Source organism: Acinetobacter sp. SwsAc4, from assembly GCF_013391535.1.
GTDB lineage: Bacteria > Pseudomonadota > Gammaproteobacteria > Pseudomonadales > Moraxellaceae > Acinetobacter.
Map to the genome: position 1 here is coordinate 1 of NZ_JACAXC010000012.1, position 15,791 is coordinate 15,791.

The 15,791-nt window shown below is 36.9% G+C and carries 13 protein-coding genes and 1 pseudogene; 13 read left to right on the forward strand and 1 reads right to left on the reverse strand.

Annotated elements, in window-relative coordinates:
- Window positions 1-636 precede the first annotated feature (636 nt).
- The 8 genes and pseudogenes from HYG88_RS07650 to hisC all read left to right on the forward strand — a co-directional run bounded on the left by HYG88_RS07650 (window position 637) and on the right by hisC (window position 7,721).
- The gene (locus HYG88_RS07650) at window positions 637-2,085 is read left to right on the forward strand and encodes an RNA polymerase factor sigma-54 (RefSeq protein WP_005158801.1); all 1,449 of its coding nucleotides are present in this window, start codon (window positions 637-639) and stop codon (window positions 2,083-2,085) included.
- A gap of 166 nt (window positions 2,086-2,251) precedes the next feature.
- The gene (gene hpf, locus HYG88_RS07655) at window positions 2,252-2,593 is read left to right on the forward strand and encodes a ribosome hibernation-promoting factor, HPF/YfiA family (protein ID WP_005158799.1); all 342 of its coding nucleotides are present in this window, start codon (window positions 2,252-2,254) and stop codon (window positions 2,591-2,593) included.
- Between the two features lie 134 nt (window positions 2,594-2,727).
- On the forward strand, window positions 2,728-2,979 hold the full coding sequence (gene ibaG / locus HYG88_RS07660; RefSeq protein ID WP_178882837.1) for a BolA family iron metabolism protein IbaG: 252 nt from the start codon (window positions 2,728-2,730) through the stop codon (window positions 2,977-2,979).
- A gap of 6 nt (window positions 2,980-2,985) precedes the next feature.
- The gene (gene murA / locus HYG88_RS07665) at window positions 2,986-4,245 is read left to right on the forward strand and encodes a UDP-N-acetylglucosamine 1-carboxyvinyltransferase (protein ID WP_178882838.1); all 1,260 of its coding nucleotides are present in this window, start codon (window positions 2,986-2,988) and stop codon (window positions 4,243-4,245) included.
- Window positions 4,242-4,931 carry an ATP phosphoribosyltransferase gene (gene hisG, locus HYG88_RS07670; protein WP_004663840.1) on the forward strand — a complete coding sequence of 230 codons (690 nt, stop codon included), beginning with the start codon at window positions 4,242-4,244 and terminating at the stop codon, window positions 4,929-4,931. Before murA ends, hisG begins: the two co-directional genes overlap by 4 nt.
- Before the next feature lie 90 nt (window positions 4,932-5,021).
- A pseudogene (locus HYG88_RS07675) lies at window positions 5,022-5,150 on the forward strand (DUF4272 domain-containing protein); the annotation flags it as partial.
- 131 nt (window positions 5,151-5,281) lie between these two features.
- On the forward strand, window positions 5,282-6,571 hold the full coding sequence (gene hisD / locus HYG88_RS07680; RefSeq protein ID WP_005158794.1) for a histidinol dehydrogenase: 1,290 nt from the start codon (window positions 5,282-5,284) through the stop codon (window positions 6,569-6,571).
- Window positions 6,572-6,635: 64 nt separating this feature from the next.
- On the forward strand, window positions 6,636-7,721 hold the full coding sequence (gene hisC / locus HYG88_RS07685) for a histidinol-phosphate transaminase (RefSeq protein ID WP_178882839.1): 1,086 nt from the start codon (window positions 6,636-6,638) through the stop codon (window positions 7,719-7,721).
- 11 nt (window positions 7,722-7,732) lie between these two features.
- On the opposite strand, the gene HYG88_RS07690 is transcribed toward hisC, so the two are convergent.
- A complete protein-coding gene (locus tag HYG88_RS07690; protein ID WP_178882840.1) occupies window positions 7,733-9,082 on the reverse strand; it encodes an anthranilate synthase component I family protein in 1,350 nt (449 codons plus the stop codon).
- A gap of 518 nt (window positions 9,083-9,600) precedes the next feature.
- Between HYG88_RS07690 and HYG88_RS07695 the strand changes: the two genes are divergently transcribed.
- The 5 genes from HYG88_RS07695 (at window position 9,601) to filE (ending at window position 15,774) form a co-directional block, all read left to right on the forward strand.
- Window positions 9,601-10,629 (forward strand): DUF6160 family protein, encoded by a 1,029-nt coding sequence (locus HYG88_RS07695; RefSeq protein WP_178882841.1) that lies wholly within the window; start codon window positions 9,601-9,603, stop codon window positions 10,627-10,629.
- Window positions 10,630-10,903: 274 nt separating this feature from the next.
- Window positions 10,904-11,737 carry a C39 family peptidase gene (locus tag HYG88_RS07700; RefSeq protein ID WP_087536797.1) on the forward strand — a complete coding sequence of 278 codons (834 nt, stop codon included), beginning with the start codon at window positions 10,904-10,906 and terminating at the stop codon, window positions 11,735-11,737.
- A 45-nt stretch (window positions 11,738-11,782) separates the two neighbouring features.
- Window positions 11,783-12,898, forward strand: coding sequence for a hypothetical protein (locus HYG88_RS07705; protein ID WP_178882842.1), 1,116 nt, complete (start codon window positions 11,783-11,785; stop codon window positions 12,896-12,898).
- A gap of 12 nt (window positions 12,899-12,910) precedes the next feature.
- Window positions 12,911-14,575 carry an outer membrane protein transport protein gene (locus tag HYG88_RS07710; RefSeq protein ID WP_178882876.1) on the forward strand — a complete coding sequence of 555 codons (1,665 nt, stop codon included), beginning with the start codon at window positions 12,911-12,913 and terminating at the stop codon, window positions 14,573-14,575.
- An 11-nt stretch (window positions 14,576-14,586) separates the two neighbouring features.
- Window positions 14,587-15,774 carry a putative pilus assembly protein FilE gene (gene filE, locus HYG88_RS07715; RefSeq protein ID WP_256731517.1) on the forward strand — a complete coding sequence of 396 codons (1,188 nt, stop codon included), beginning with the start codon at window positions 14,587-14,589 and terminating at the stop codon, window positions 15,772-15,774.
- Window positions 15,775-15,791: the final 17 nt, after the last annotated feature.

Sequence of the window (15,791 nt, forward strand, 5' to 3'; positions counted from 1 at the left end):
GATCCCTTCCCGAACTCAGAAGTGAAACCTCTTAGCGCTGATGGTAGTGTGGCCTTTGCCATGTGAGAGTAAGTCATCGCCAGCTTTTAAATCTAAACACCCCTAACCTAACGGTTAGGGGTGTTTTTTATGCTATTGCTTCTATCTATTTGTGTTTCTTAATATTGAATAGCATTAAAAAAATACAGGGAAACAAAATCAAGAACCCAGTTTTGTTCGTGAATGGATATTGGATGATCCTGACGGTGGGCTATATGTAGCTTTTATTGCATCAGATAAAAAGGTCTGGACTACTTCTAGTCGTTATGCGCATTCATCTGCTTCAAGGAGTACGACTTGGTCTAGTTTTCTAGCAGAGGATTTAATTAAGCTTGTGCGAAGAACGATGGGACAGAACGTGCTTGAAGAAATGCTTGAGTGTCTTAAGCAGCAAAACATAAAATAATACTACGCTATTTGAATGTTTGTTAAATGAGAGGGATACAATCCCCATTTACAATAAATATTTGCACCTTTGTTATTTTTGAGCAGATTAATCAGTAGAAAAGAGCTTTGCTTATAGGCGTAAACATTGCTTTATGTTATAAATATTTTTATGGGCATGTTTTTTGCTTATTTAAAAAGGGAAGTCTTAGTATGAAATTATCTGTAGGGTTGAAAGTTGCGAATAGTTTATCGTTAACCCCTCAATTACAGCAGGCAATTCGCTTACTACAACTTTCTAGTTTGGAGTTGGAGCAAGAAATACAAATTCAATTAGATAGTAATCCGTTACTGGAAAAAATTGAAGAAAATAATACAACAGAAAGTTTATCTACTTCAGAGATCAGTGAGTCAGGAGATTTAACAACTGAACTTAATGCAGATCATTTACCAAATGACTTGCCTGTTGATACCGAATGGGATGATATTTATACACATCAATCAACTGCATTGGCGTCGCCAGAATATGAGGAACGAGAGGATAATCGTCAAGTTCAATTGAGTCTAAAAGAACATATCTTAGAGCAAGTGAATTTATTGCATTTTTCTACAGTAGATAAATTAATTGCCTATTGCATCGTTGATTCTTTAGATGATAAAGGGTTTTTAGATGCTGAATTAGATGATATTTTGCTTGCAGTTACTCGTTTATTACAGGAAATGGAGAGTGCTGATGAAGTTGAAGAAGATGAAATTATTGTTGTTTTAAAACATATTCAACGTTTAGATCCAATTGGAGTGGGTTCTCGAAATTTAGCAGAATGTTTAAAGATCCAATTAGAAGGCATAGATCAAAAAAAATCATACTTAGCTGAAGCAAAGTGTTTACTGAAGTATTATGAATTATTAATAGCAAATGATTTAAATAAACTATTAAAACAAACAGGTTTGTCTAAAGAGCAGTTGAAAGGTGCTGTTGATTTATTAAAAACATTAAAACCGTATCCAGGTTTAGAATTTAACCAACAAGAATCTGAATATCAAGTTCCTGATGTTGTGGTTTCCAAGAAAGATCAGCATTGGCAAGTGCAGCTTAATCCAGATGTTATGCCTAAATTAAGGATTAATTCTTTTTATTCAAATATGATTCGTCGTGCTGATCAGAGTGATGATAATGTTTATTTACGTAATCAAATGCTTGAGGCGAAAAATTTTATTAAAAGTATAGATGAACGGCATAAAACATTACTCAAAGTTTCAACTTGTATTGTGGAACATCAGCGAGCTTTTCTTGAACAAGGACCTGAGGCGATGAAGCCTTTAGTTCTCCGTGATGTTGCAGAGGAAGTTGAATTGCATGAGTCTACTGTCTCACGTGTAACAACCAATAAATATATGCTTACACCACGTGGTTTATTTGAATTGAAATACTTTTTTTCAAGCCATGTTGGAACAACGACAGGTGGTGAAGCATCTTCAACTGCGATTCGGGCAATGATTAAAAAATTAGTTTCGAATGAAAATCCGCGTAAGCCTTTGTCTGATAATGCAATTGCGGAAATGTTGAAAGATGAGGGGATTGAAGTAGCTCGACGTACAGTCGCAAAATATCGTGAATCGTTACATATTCCATCATCTTCAGAAAGAAAAGTCTTGATCTAAATTTCAAGGTGTGACTATTCTAGGGATTCATTATTACGGAATAATGAATCTTTTTAATAATCACTAAAGGAATCGCTAAAATGATTTAATGAATGTTGAATCTTAATATGCATTAAATTTGCTTAGGCGATTCTTTGTATCCTTAGAAAAGGTGAGGGATAGAATTATGCAAATAACGATTCGTGGACACCATTTAACTATTACGCCTGCTATTGAAGAAAATATAAAAATGAAATTTAGTCAAATGACTAAGCATCTAGATCAAGTGAATAGTATGCAAATCAAATTGGCTAAAGATCATCAAATTGATAGACGTTCTCATAAAGGGAGCTCAAATCATATTGCTGAGGCGATTATTCGCTTACCGGGGATTGAACTGTTTGCGCAGGCGACAGCAGATGATATGTATACTTCGATTAATAAATTAACAGAAAAACTAAAAAGACAGCTTGCAAAACATAGAAAAATACAGTGTTCTTATCAACATGAGCTGGCAATTTTAACTTAAGTTTTTTATCAAAAGAGGCTATTGTAACTAGCCTCTTTTTTTATCGATAAAAAAAGAAAAGGCTTACTGAATTATCTGAAAAAGTTATAGTAAAATGTATGGTTTGACGCCATGGTTGTATAAGAGGTCTAGTAATGAATAGTGAGCAGTTCACGCAAATTTTAAAAGAAGCTTTCCCTGAAGCAGAAGTAGCAGTGAGTGGCCAAGCTGGGAAATTCGACCTTCGAATTGTTGATGATCAGTTTGATGGCAAACGTACGATTACTCGTCAACAAGCCGTATATGCACCATTAAACTCTTATATCGCAAGTGGTGAAGTGCACGCAGTTACGATTCGTGCAATGACAAAAGACGAATGGCGTAAAGCAAGCCTTTTCGGAGCTTAAATATTAATGGATAAATTTTTAATTACGGGCGGTGTTAAGCTCGAGGGCGAAGTACGTATTTCTGGTGCTAAAAATGCGGCTCTGCCTTTACTTGCTGCAATGATTCTTGCAGATTCTCCGATTACTTTAACGAATGTACCTCATTTAAAAGATGTGAATACCTTAGTGAAGCTGATTGCTGGCTTAGGCGTTACAATGAGTTATGAAGGGGATACGGTTCGTGCGGATGCGTCAACATTAGATAATCAGTTTGCACCTTATGAACTTGTGAAAACTATGCGTGCATCAATTTTGGTACTCGGACCACTATTGGCTCGCTATGGAAATGCTAAAGTTTCATTACCTGGTGGTTGTGCGATTGGTTCACGTCCTGTTGATCAGCATTTAAAAGCATTGGAAGCTTTAGGTGCGCAGATTGAAGTTGAAAATGGTTATGTTCATGCTTCTGTTGATGGTCGCTTAAAAGGTGGCGAAGTTATTTTTGATATGGTCACTGTTGGTGGTACTGAAAATATCTTGATGGCTGCTGTATTGGCTGATGGTGTGACGACAATTCGTAATGCTGCTCGTGAACCTGAAATTACTGACCTTGCACAAATGCTCATTAAAATGGGTGCCAAGATTGAAGGTCTGGACACAGATACATTAGTTGTAACTGGCGTTGAAAGTTTACATGGCTGTGAATATGCGGTTGTTGCTGATCGAATTGAAACTGGTTCATATTTAGCTGCTGCTGCAATTACAGGTGGTCGAGTTAAAACCACGCATACGGACCCAGCATTGTTAGAAGCAGTATTGGATAAGTTTGAAGAAATGGGTGCAGAAGTGACCCGTGGTGATAATTGGATTGAACTAGATATGCAAGGTAAACGTCCTAAAGCTGTGAGCTTTAGAACTTTACCTCATCCCGAATTTCCAACTGATATGCAAGCGCAGCTTATGGCGGTCAATGTGATTGGTCGTGGTTTTGCAACGATTTCAGAAACAATTTTTGAAAATCGTTTTATGCATGTTCCTGAATTGTCACGTATGGGCGCAAATATTCAAGTGGAAGGGCATGATGCAGTCGTAACTGGCGTAGATAAATTGCAAGCTGCTCCTGTAATGGCGACTGATTTACGTGCATCATTTTCTCTTGTTCTCGCTGCATTAGCCGCAGAAGGTGAGACTTTAGTTGATCGTATCTATCATATCGATCGTGGCTATGAACAAGTTGAAGAAAAGTTACAAAGTTTAGGTGCTCAGATTAAGCGAGTAAAAGGATGAATGACTTAAGAAACGATGATCCAAATTTTGATGTAATGGGTAATTTTGATCATGGTTTAACCTTAGCACTCAGTAAAGGACGTATCCTAAAAGAGACATTACCTTTACTTGAGAATGCGGGTATTAATTTATTAGAAGATCCTGATAAATCACGTAAATTAATTTTCCCAACCACACATAAAAAAGTACGTATTTTGATTCTTCGTGCTTCTGATGTACCGACGTATGTTGAGAACGGTGCAGCAGATTTTGGTGTGGCGGGTAAAGATGTGCTGATGGAACATGGCGCCCAACATGTTTATGAGTTACTTGATCTAAAAATTGCAAATTGTAAATTGATGACTGCTGGTAAAGTTGGCATGGAACGTCCGAAAGGCCGTTTAAAAATTGCAACTAAATACGTGAATCTTACTCGTCAATACTATGCAAGTTTAGGTGAACAAGTTGATGTGATCAAACTGTATGGATCGATGGAGCTTGCACCTTTGGTTGGGTTGGGTGATTACATCGTCGATGTGGTCGATACAGGTAATACTTTACGTGCCAATGGTTTAGAGCCATTAGAAGAAATTTGCAAAGTTTCTTCTCGTTTAATTGTCAATAAAGCGAGCTTTAAACGTAAACAAGCCGTGTTGAATCCAATTTTGACGCAACTTGAAGAAGCTGTGAAATCACGTTCAGTATGATTTTGCATGATGATTCAAAAAACCGTTCTTTTGAACGGTTTTTTATCGCTTAATTTTCTAATTAAGGGAAAGAATGTCTTACTTTCAGATGATGCTCGTTTAAAACAACAAGATGCGCCTGAAAATTTAAATGCTTCAGTTGTTGTGGAACGTCATGGTGCTTTGAATTGGCTAATACAGCATGATGGAGATTGGAATAATCCAGACTTAAATACATAAAATTTAAAATATTTAAACCTAAAAATGATTTTTTCTATTAAAGCAGGTGGAAATGCTGATGTTATCTTGCCCACAAGCGTGTTGAAAAAGAGTAAACTTAGCCTTCTCTTATTCGCCTTGTGGGTAAATTGATGCGACGTTTATCGACTCAGGATCAAAATTTTAAACAGGCATTTGCTGAACTTTTAGCATTTGAAACTGTGAATGATCCTCAATTAGTACAAACTGTAGACCAAATCATTGCTGATGTTCGTCAGTATGGTGATGATCATGTACTTAAATTAACACAACAGTTCGATCGACATCCAGCGCATCAATTCTCGGATTTGGAACTGACCCAAGCTCAACTTAAAACTGCATTTGAAGGCTTAAGCACAGAAATTCGTGAAGCCTTAGAATTGGCTGCAAAACGTATTCGTTCTTTCCATCAGGCACAAAAGCAGGAAGGTTGGACTTATGTTGATGATCTGGGTAATACCTTAGGTCAGAAAGTCACGCCACTTGATCGCGTCGGGATTTATGTTCCTGGTGGATTAGCATCTTATCCATCATCTGTACTTATGAATGCTTTACCAGCACATGTAGCAGGGGTTCCTGAAATTATCATGGTGGTTCCAGCGCCGAATGGTGAATTGAATCCATTGGTTTTAGCAGCTGCATATTTAGCAGGGGTAAGCCGTGTATTTACTATTGGCGGTGCTCAAGCCGTTGCAGCGTTAGCTTATGGAACGCAAACTATTCCAGCGGTCGATAAAATTACAGGACCGGGGAACCGTTTTGTAGCAGCAGCCAAACGTGCAGTCTTTGGTCAGGTGGGTATTGATATGATCGCGGGGCCTTCGGAAATTTTGGTGTATGCCGAAGGGGAAAATAATGCTGAATGGTTGGCTATGGATGTATTGTCTCAAGCTGAGCATGATACGGTTGCACAAGCCATTTTTATTACGCCAGATGAAGCACTTTTAAATGCTGTCGAAACAGCCATTGAAAAGCATTTAAGTGAATTACCAAAAGCAGAAATTGCTCGAACTTCGATTCAAAATCGTGGTGCGTTGGTACTGGTAAAGGATCGTGCGGAAGCGATAAAACTGATTAATCAGGTTGCTCCAGAGCATTTAGAATTATGTCTTGATGATGCTGAATTAATGAGCCAAGAGATTCGTCATGCAGGTGCGATCTTTATGGGGCGTTATACGCCTGAAGCGATCGGTGATTATTGTGCAGGTCCAAATCATGTTTTACCGACTTCGGGTACAGCGCGTTTTTCTTCACCGCTCGGCGTTTATGATTTCCAAAAGCGTTCAAGTTTAATTATGTGCTCGCAAGAGGGCGTTAAAACTTTGGCTAAAACAGCAGATGTGTTGGCAGTTGAAGAAAATCTTGATGCCCATGCACGCTCGGCACGCTATCGTTATCAATAACCGATTCGAAGAATAGATAGGGGCTGATAGAAGCCCCTTTTTTGAGATATATGAGAGTAGAACAATGACGTTTACAACTGAACAAATGCGTTTTTGGAGTCCAGAAGTTCGTGAACTTGAGCCATATGTACCAGGTGAGCAGCCTAAGATTCAGAACTTACTAAAACTTAATACCAATGAAAACCCATATCCACCATCACCTAAAGTTGTGGAAGCTGTTCAAGCAGTTTTAACTCACCAAGCCGATGCTTTGCGCTTGTATCCAGATCCAGATGCGACCGCTTTAAAGCAGGCAATTGCTAAACAGCAGCATGTTGATGTTGCTCAAGTCTTTGTCGGTAATGGTTCGGATGAAGTTTTAGCGCATATTTTTAAGGCTTTTTTTATTCAGAAAGAGCCAATTCTCTACCCAGATATTACCTATAGTTTTTATCCTGTTTATAGCCAGTTTTTTGGAACTCAGACCAAACAGATTCCATTGAATGAAAAATTCGAAATTGATGTGTCGGATTATGAACAGGAAAATGGCGGTATTATCATTACTAATCCAAATGCGCCAACCAGCATTGCATTAGGCTTAGATCAAATTGAACAGGTGTTAAAAGCCAATCCTGATCGAGTCGTGGTGATTGATGAAGCCTATGTCGATTTTGGTGCAGAGTCAGCGGTACAATTGGTCAATCGTTACGAAAATTTAGTCGTTTGCCAAACGACATCTAAGTCTCGTTCATTGGCGGGATTACGTGTCGGCTTTGCGATTGCACAAGCGCATTTGATTGCAGCACTTGAAGCTGTAAAGAATAGCTTTAATTCATACCCAATCGATCGTTTTGCGATTGCCGCAGCGGTAGCCTCATTTGAAGATCAAGCTTATTTTGAAGCACAATGTGCCAAAGTGATTGAGAGTCGAGAAAAATTAGTTGGTGATCTCGTGGCTTTAGGTTTTGATGTATTGCCATCGAAAGCCAATTTTATCTTTGTCATGCATCCTCAATACGACGCTGCTCAACTGGCTCAACAATTACGTGAGCATGGTATTATTGTGCGTTATTTCAATAAACCACGCATTAATCAATTCTTGCGTATCACGGTTGGTACAGATGAACAAAATCAACGTCTAGTCGATACACTTAAAAATCAAATTTTATAATTCTATAAAATTTAGTTCTCAGATTTTTGCCATGTATTGAGCAAATCAAGCATGGCAGAAATTTTATCAAAGCATTCTTGGTACTCGGCTTCGGCATCAGAAGCAACCGTAATGCCGCCACCTGCCCACATCGATAATTGATCCTGATATTTTTGAATACTACGGATTAAGATATTCCAGCAACCTGTTCCATCAAAATTAAAATAACCCAAACTTCCACAATATGCGCCACGTGGAGCACCTTCTAATTCATTAATAATTTGCATAGCGCGAATTTTGGGTGCCCCTGTAATTGAACCACCCGGAAGGGCGGACAATAACATCTGCATGGGGTTTACTTCTTTTTTTAAGGTTGCAGTGATTTCACTGACCATATGATGAACTTGGTTGAAGCTTTCAATTTCGAAAAGTTTTGTCGTTTCTACAGATCCTGTTTCTGCATAAACACTTAAATCATTCCGAAGTAAATCAACAATCATCACATTTTCAGCCTGATCTTTTTCAGAGCGGCTGAGCTGATCTTTTGATTGTTGGTCTTGCTGGGCATCATCAAAACGAGGCATTGTACCTTTAATTGGTCGTGTTTTAATTTTTCGATTTGTTTGAAATTCGACAAACAATTCTGGAGAACAGCTGAGTAGCTCAAAATCATGTATCTTGAGATAGGCAGCATAAGGTGCATGGGTGAGCGCCCATAAATCCTGTGCTCGATCTAATAATGAGCCTTCTGTTTTTGCAATAAACTCTTGAGTTAAATTAATCTGATAGCAGTCACCAGCTTTGATATATTCCTGCACTTGATTAAATGCATGTAGGTATTGTTGCTTAGACCAGCGCGGATAGCATTTTTCTAATAATGAGAAAGGTGTTTTTTGAATATTGGTTGATTGATTAATTAGATTTATGACATTTTGATAAATACTTTCAGCTTCATTTTCATCACTATAAAAATACCAAGCATCATCCTGAAACTTTAAAAAAGTCGAATATAGACCTAAGAAAAAACTGGGTTGATTTCGTGAAACCATGTTTATAAATTGATTTGCACTATAGTCATAGCTAAAAAAGCCAATATATCCACCACCAAAAGTAGTTTTCTTTGAACTTTGTGAGTGGGATTGAAAATTTAAAAAATCGCTAATAGGTAAGGTTGCTTGTACATTCTTATATTTATTAAATTGAGTTTTACAAAATTTTTTGAGTTCTGACTGTTCTAATACTAAAAATTCTTGAGGCAAAAAACCAATTGTCGGAGTGTGATTGTCATATAAATAAACTAAACCAGTGAGTTCATTCAATTGTATAAGAAGGTCAAATGCAGAGGTGAGTTGCGTGTCAAGTTTTTGCTGAAAATGAGACATATAACAAAAATACATTCATATACATTTGGAAAATATAATTGTACTACAATCATCTAAACTCTACTGATATTTATCCTGTAGATAAAAGTTGAAAAATATTTCTGAAATGTATTGTGATTCTGTCTACTGAAATTGTAAAACAAGTTGCAATTTTCATGAATTGGTTTAAGAAAGCGCAATTGTTTACATTTTGCAGTGATTTGGGCGGATGATAAAAGGTTTAAATAGGATATTTGACTGTGATTTTCTAAAAATGCTAATTAAAAAACTATAGTGCTTTCCATATGTTAGAGCATATAAATTAAAGTGGTGCACGAAAAAAGTATTATGCCGTTTGTCGGGTTATTTATAAAAAACGATTAACAGTAGTTGAACATAAAATAACAAACCTGTAATTTAGTACTTGCTAAACGAACTACTCAAGGATTGGAAGTTCAAGTTGTCATTAAGAAAAAAACGACCGTGGACAGTTTAGAGTAGTGAAAGTCAAAAAATAAATGCTCTTGGGAGAGTGCTCAATGAAAATGTTTACTAAACTAGCTTTAGTTTCTTCAATGGCGATTAGCGCGAATGCAATGGCTATGCAGTCAATGGATGATGCTGCACTAAGCGCTGCTACAGGTCAAGACGGTATCAATATTGGTATCGGTATTTCTAAAATTGAAATCGAAAAAGTTTTAATTCACGATAATGATGGTTTACAAACATCAACTGGTATCACTGGCGCTACTGGTACTGCATCAACAACATCTTCTGGTGCGATTGTTATTAAAGGTAATGGTCAAGGTACTGCTGCAACGAACCCTAACTTTGCAAATGGTATTGTAATTACTGCTCCAATGGATGCTACAGGTACTGCTGTAGATAACACTCGTGCTTTAACATCACATAACCTTGCTGATCTTACAATTGATACAGACAAAGGTACTGGCACAAATGGTGCGTTCCTTAATGTCGCAGCTGCTGTATCTGGTTTAGATATTTATATCGGTGAAATTGGTGTGTCTGGCTCTAATGCAGCAAGCACTACAGTTCGTCGTGGTAACGATGCAGCTAACTACAACGCAATTTTATCTGGTTTAACAATCAAAACAGGCGTTACAAGTGCAAACATCCAGTTAGGTGCTGCTCCACAAGGTGCAATGATTGTATTGAATACAACCATGCAAGGTGGTTTGGAAATTAAAAACCTAGGTATTATTGATAGTTCAACTAAACAAGGTACCGGTGATGGTACAGCTTCTAACCGTGCTGCTGGTCAAATTTACCTTGATAGCATCAAAGTTTCAGATGCTAGCAATGCAAACTTAACAGTGAATGCTGCAGTAAGCGTAGTTGGTAAAGAAGGTTCTAACAACGGTTACTTACGTATTATCACTGGTTCTGGTGCTACTACACCTAAAACTGATATGTATATCAAAGGTGTTCATTTAGGCAGTCAAGCAGCAGCTTCAATTGGTGATGTAGAAGTTCAAGGTTTACAAACTTACTATTTCGATGGTACTGCAAATGTTAAAGGTTCTATGATCACTATTTCTGGTCACTAATCTTATAACAAAAAAAAGCGCACCAGTTGCGCTTTTTTTATTTGAAATAAGTATTTTTTATGTGCTAAAAAACTTAAAATAGTTTTGTTGAAGTACAATAAATTACTTAATGACAACTAGTTTTTATTAAAACATACATTTCGTCAAAAAAAACTAAAAAAAAGCTGCTTTTTTTTATAAAAAAAGGTATCTTCAACATGCAGGGATGAGGTGTTTACGGACACTAAAATAAAATGAATAAGGCAAGTTGTGCCACTGTTAGAAAAAGAGACTTATGTTAGAGATCGCTTTAGGCTCAGCATTGATGTATTACTTTACAACGCAAGCCTTCGAAATAGAAAAAAAACCAGAGGGGACTGTATATTATACAGAGACCTTAGATTCTCGTAATCCTTCTTTTACACGTAATCATCGTGAGGCGGTCACAATTAAACCTGCTATAGAAGATCAATTTCGGGGTATTGTTCGTCAGGCGTATGACTACAGTTGTGGATCAGCCGCATTAACTACGCTGTTAAATGGCTATGGTGGTTTACGTTTGACTGAACAACAAACGATGACAGGTTTGCTTCAGTATGGTGAGTATCAACGTATTATTGAGCGCCGTAGTTTTTCTCTGTTAGACATGAAGCGATTTGTTACTGCACTTGGGTTGAATAGTGGTGGTTATCGAGGGGAGTTTTCAGATTTAACCAGTTTAAAACAGCCTGCAATTGTTCCTATTACTTATGCTGGTTTTAAACATTTTGTTGTATATAAAGCATATAAAAACGGTCGAGTTTATGTGGCTGATCCATCATTAGGCAATATTAGTTTTGATGAAATTCGCTTTAAACAGATTTGGGATAATAATACACTTTTCATTGTAGATATTCCGGAAGAGTATCGTAAAAATTTATTAGCGTTGCAAGACTCAGATATGCGCCATGTAGAAGATGCAACTGTTAATAAATACGCGCTTGCGGAAATTCAGTTTCCGACACAAAAGTTTGAACGTATGGCTGATAAGGCATCAACGATGCGTAAAGTATTAGATGCAGATCCGACCTCTGCTACTTACAATCAACCAATTACGACTTTTATGCGCTTATATTACAAGCGGAAGTAATTTAGAAATCATTAAAATTAATGTATTAATAGGATGTAACGCAAAATGAAAAGTCCATGGATGAACATCAGTGTGTTGGCATTAAGTATGAGTGCAGTAACAACAACACTTTATGCTGAAGAACAGAAATCAACGGAAGTTCAGACCGAACAAACAGCGCAAGTAGATCAAGCTACAAATGCAGTGAAAGATGAGTCCAATGTAAAAGCTGGTGATAGTCAAGCAACACAAGCAGCAAATGCATTACAAAAGCAAGAAGGTGATGCGACTAAAGAAACAAATTTACAAGAAGTATTTACATCTAACGAACGTCAATATTCATTGATAAAAAAAGGTGTTTTTTCATCTTATTATGATATTGACTATACGTATTATCGAGATAGTCGAATTGACTTAGCAACGAATGATAGTTCAAGTTCATTAGCACGTTTGCGTGTCGAAGAAGATGCTAACCATACTTTAACAAATACTTTTACTGTGCAATATGGTGTTCTTGATAATGTAACTTTATCCGCTTCTTTACCATTAATGGCTAAAAAAGATTTATTACAAGACAAAACTGCTGCTGGTTTAGGTGATATTTCTTTTGGTGCACGTTGGGAACCATTCCCATTAAAGCAAAGCCGTCTACCTTTAGTACTTTTTGGTAACTTATCTACTAAAACTGGCGATAGTCCATACGAAATAGGCATTGATGAGCTATCAACAGGTAAAGGCTATTATTCTGTTGGTGTGGGGGCTAGTACACGTAAATATATTGACCCTGTTGTTTTGTTCAGCTCAGTATCGGCGAACTATGGTCTGAAAGAATCTGGACTTAACCAATTACGCGGAAACAGAGTGTTAGAAAGTTTTGATCCAGGTTTAAGTGGTGGTTTTTCATTCGGATTTGCATATTCGTTTAACTACGACGTATCACTCACAATGTCCTATCAGCAAAGTTTTAACACTGGTGCAAAATTTTACTTCAAGAATGATGAAAGTTATCAATCGGCCGATCAAAGTAGTGCCATGTTGTCATTTGCATTGGGCGTAAGGGTATCACCAGAGACAATTGTAAATGGCACGGTTGCTATTGGGTTAACGGAAGATGCGCCAGATGTGTCCTTGGGCTTGTCATTCCCACTCGATATTATAGGTTTCGGCAAAAAAGTTCGTTAAGGAGATGTAATGGTGAAATACCTAAAATTATGTCCTTTAACGGCAGCAATTTTTTTAGCTAGCTTATCTAATATTGCTAACGCACAATTAGGACAGGACTTATCTGTAGATTTACGTTCATTATCATTAGGAAATGCAGTTACTGCTGATCCACCAGGCATTAGTGCAGTACATTTTAATCCAGCAGCACTGGCGAAAATTGATGGTTTACAAACTGATGTACAAGGGATTTTAGCTAATTTTGCGATTAAACGGGATTATTCAGCTCCTGCTGGTTATAATGTATTTGGTTATTCCGATGATCCGTTAGTATGTAATGATGGGCCAGAAAATGACTCAAGCATTTGTACTGACTTCAAAGGTACAGTCTCTGGTGATGTTGAATATGCCAGTATCTATGTTCCTATACTTAAAAAAATTGTTGATCTTGGTCCAAACTCACCTTTAGCTGCACCAACTGCTGGTATCGCATATAAACCACCTGGTTCAAAAGTAACATATGCAACTGCAGTATATGCACCATTGGTAGCTGGTTTTGGAGCAGAAGATGGTAATCCAAGTAATTATATGGGCCAACAAGTTGCATTAGAGCGTATTACCTATTTATCGCCCTCTTTTGGCTATCAAGTGAATGATCATTTATCAGTTGGTGCATCATTTGGTATGTCTTACCAAGCGATCGCACTTAAAACGGATCTACGCTTTCCAAATGAAATGATTGGTGTATTGCGAATGGTAGATGAAGTGATATGTACTCCATTTAAGAATAATGGAGATATTATCACTAACTTTCTTTTTTTTGGTATGTGTAATGCAAAAGAGGGCATGAACCCTTTTAGTAAGGTTGGGGCTATGGATGTTTCACTCGAACAGTCATTAAGTCCAAGTTATAATCTGGGTTTGCTTTGGGAACCAACTGATGATTTTAGCTTTGGGATGGTGTACCAGAGTGAAGCCAAAATGCGTCTGCATGGCAAATACCTGATTAATGTTGCTGAAGCACCACAACAGTTGATTGCAGGTTTAAACTCATCAGCAACAGGGCAGATTCTTGCAGCAATTCTTGGTTTTCCAAGCTATGCGCCAGCGGTAGAGTCTGGTTTAGTGGCAATGGATTTTAAATATCCTCAGCATTTCAAAGCAGGGATTAAGTACAAAGTATTTCCAGATTTACAAGTGAATTTTGACTTGGGCTGGACTGACTTCTCAGCATGGGATAAGTTCAAGTTTGAATTTGACCGTCAGATTTCATTGCTAAAAGTTGCGAAACTGCTATCAAATGATGTAACTGACCGTTCATTATCCTTACCATTAAAGTTCCAGTCTTCTTGGCGTTGGGGACTAGGTATTGAATATTCGGCAACGGATCGATTGAAGTTACGCATGGGGTATGAGCCTCGCACAAGTTCGATTCCTGACGATAAACGAAATACGATGGTACCTATTAATAATGCTCAATTATTTGGTTTAGGTGCCGGTTATCGATTTGATCAAGATACAGATTTAGATCTTTCAATTGGCTTCATACGCAGTCGTGATGATATTCCTGCAAATACGAGTAGTCTTGCAAATAAAACAGGGGTTGATAATATTTTATTAAACCCATACGCAGGCTTAGATATTAAAACCAATACTAAGATCACTTTGCTTGGTATCAGCTATAGAACAAAATGGTAATGTTAACGACTATGATATTAAAACAATCTAAGCTTGCAATAGCTGTAATTATTACTGTTATTGCAAGTACTTCGGTTGTATATGCAGATGGTTTTTATACAATTATTGGCCCTGATGGAAGACCAATGATTATTCCTAAAAAACCAACAGAAAATGAGAATAAAACAGATAAGGTTATACGTTCTAGTGATGTTGATTCTTCAGCGGCATCAGAAAAAAATCTACCTGTTGGAAATAATGTTAATTTAAATTTACCTGCAATATCAATATCTAAGCAAGATGCTGTTAAGAATACAGTTAAAATGCAATCATCTTTAGAATCAAAATTAGCTTCTGACGCAGAAGTAGTCCATCAACCAAAATCTCAAAATTTTATAAATACTTCAAAAGAAATAATTGATGCAAATACCAATAAAAAGATAACACCAAAATTAAATGTTGCTAGTAAAAGTCTAACTAATATTGAGGCAGAATCATCTGCTTCATCTGCTTCATCTGCTTCATCTGCTTCATCTGCATTCATACAAGTAGATGGTATTGAATATGTGAATAATGAATATTTAGAAGATCAGGAATTTAATTTAGAGGGTAAAAAGCGCTTTTATACTATGCCTGATGGTACAGGACGTTTAGAGACGATAGAGCGTAAAAAAGGCGTAAGTCGATCAATTTTGGATAAAATATTAAACAAATCAAACCAGAGTCTAAATTCAATTACTTTATCTAATAATTATGTTCGTTTATCTGCACAAGATTTATCTCTGGCATTTGAGAATGATCGTTGTTTCTTAGAAAGCTATAGCAAAAATAAAACAATCAAGAGTTTAGTTCCCGAAAAAGAAATTGGCTTATGGCCTCGGAAACCTATAAAAGAAAAATTTGAATATGAATTGGTCAAGCTTGATCAAAATATTCAATATATGCAATTGGATTCTTATGCATCTAATACTGATAAACCGACATATTATTGGCCTTTAGTGATTTTTTTAGATAAGTCTGGTTGTATATTAGAAGGCGTGAGTGGATTTAAGAATCAGAAGATTCCAGCAACATTATTACAACATGCAGCCCTTCAAGGTGTAATTAAGATACCGCCTAAAAGTTATTATATGATGATGACTCCATTAGCATCAGCCGTGGATGTTCCAGAGCAGGAACTTTCAAATCAAGGACAGATTAAGATTGCTGCTTTACAGTAAGCATTAATAGGATGAAC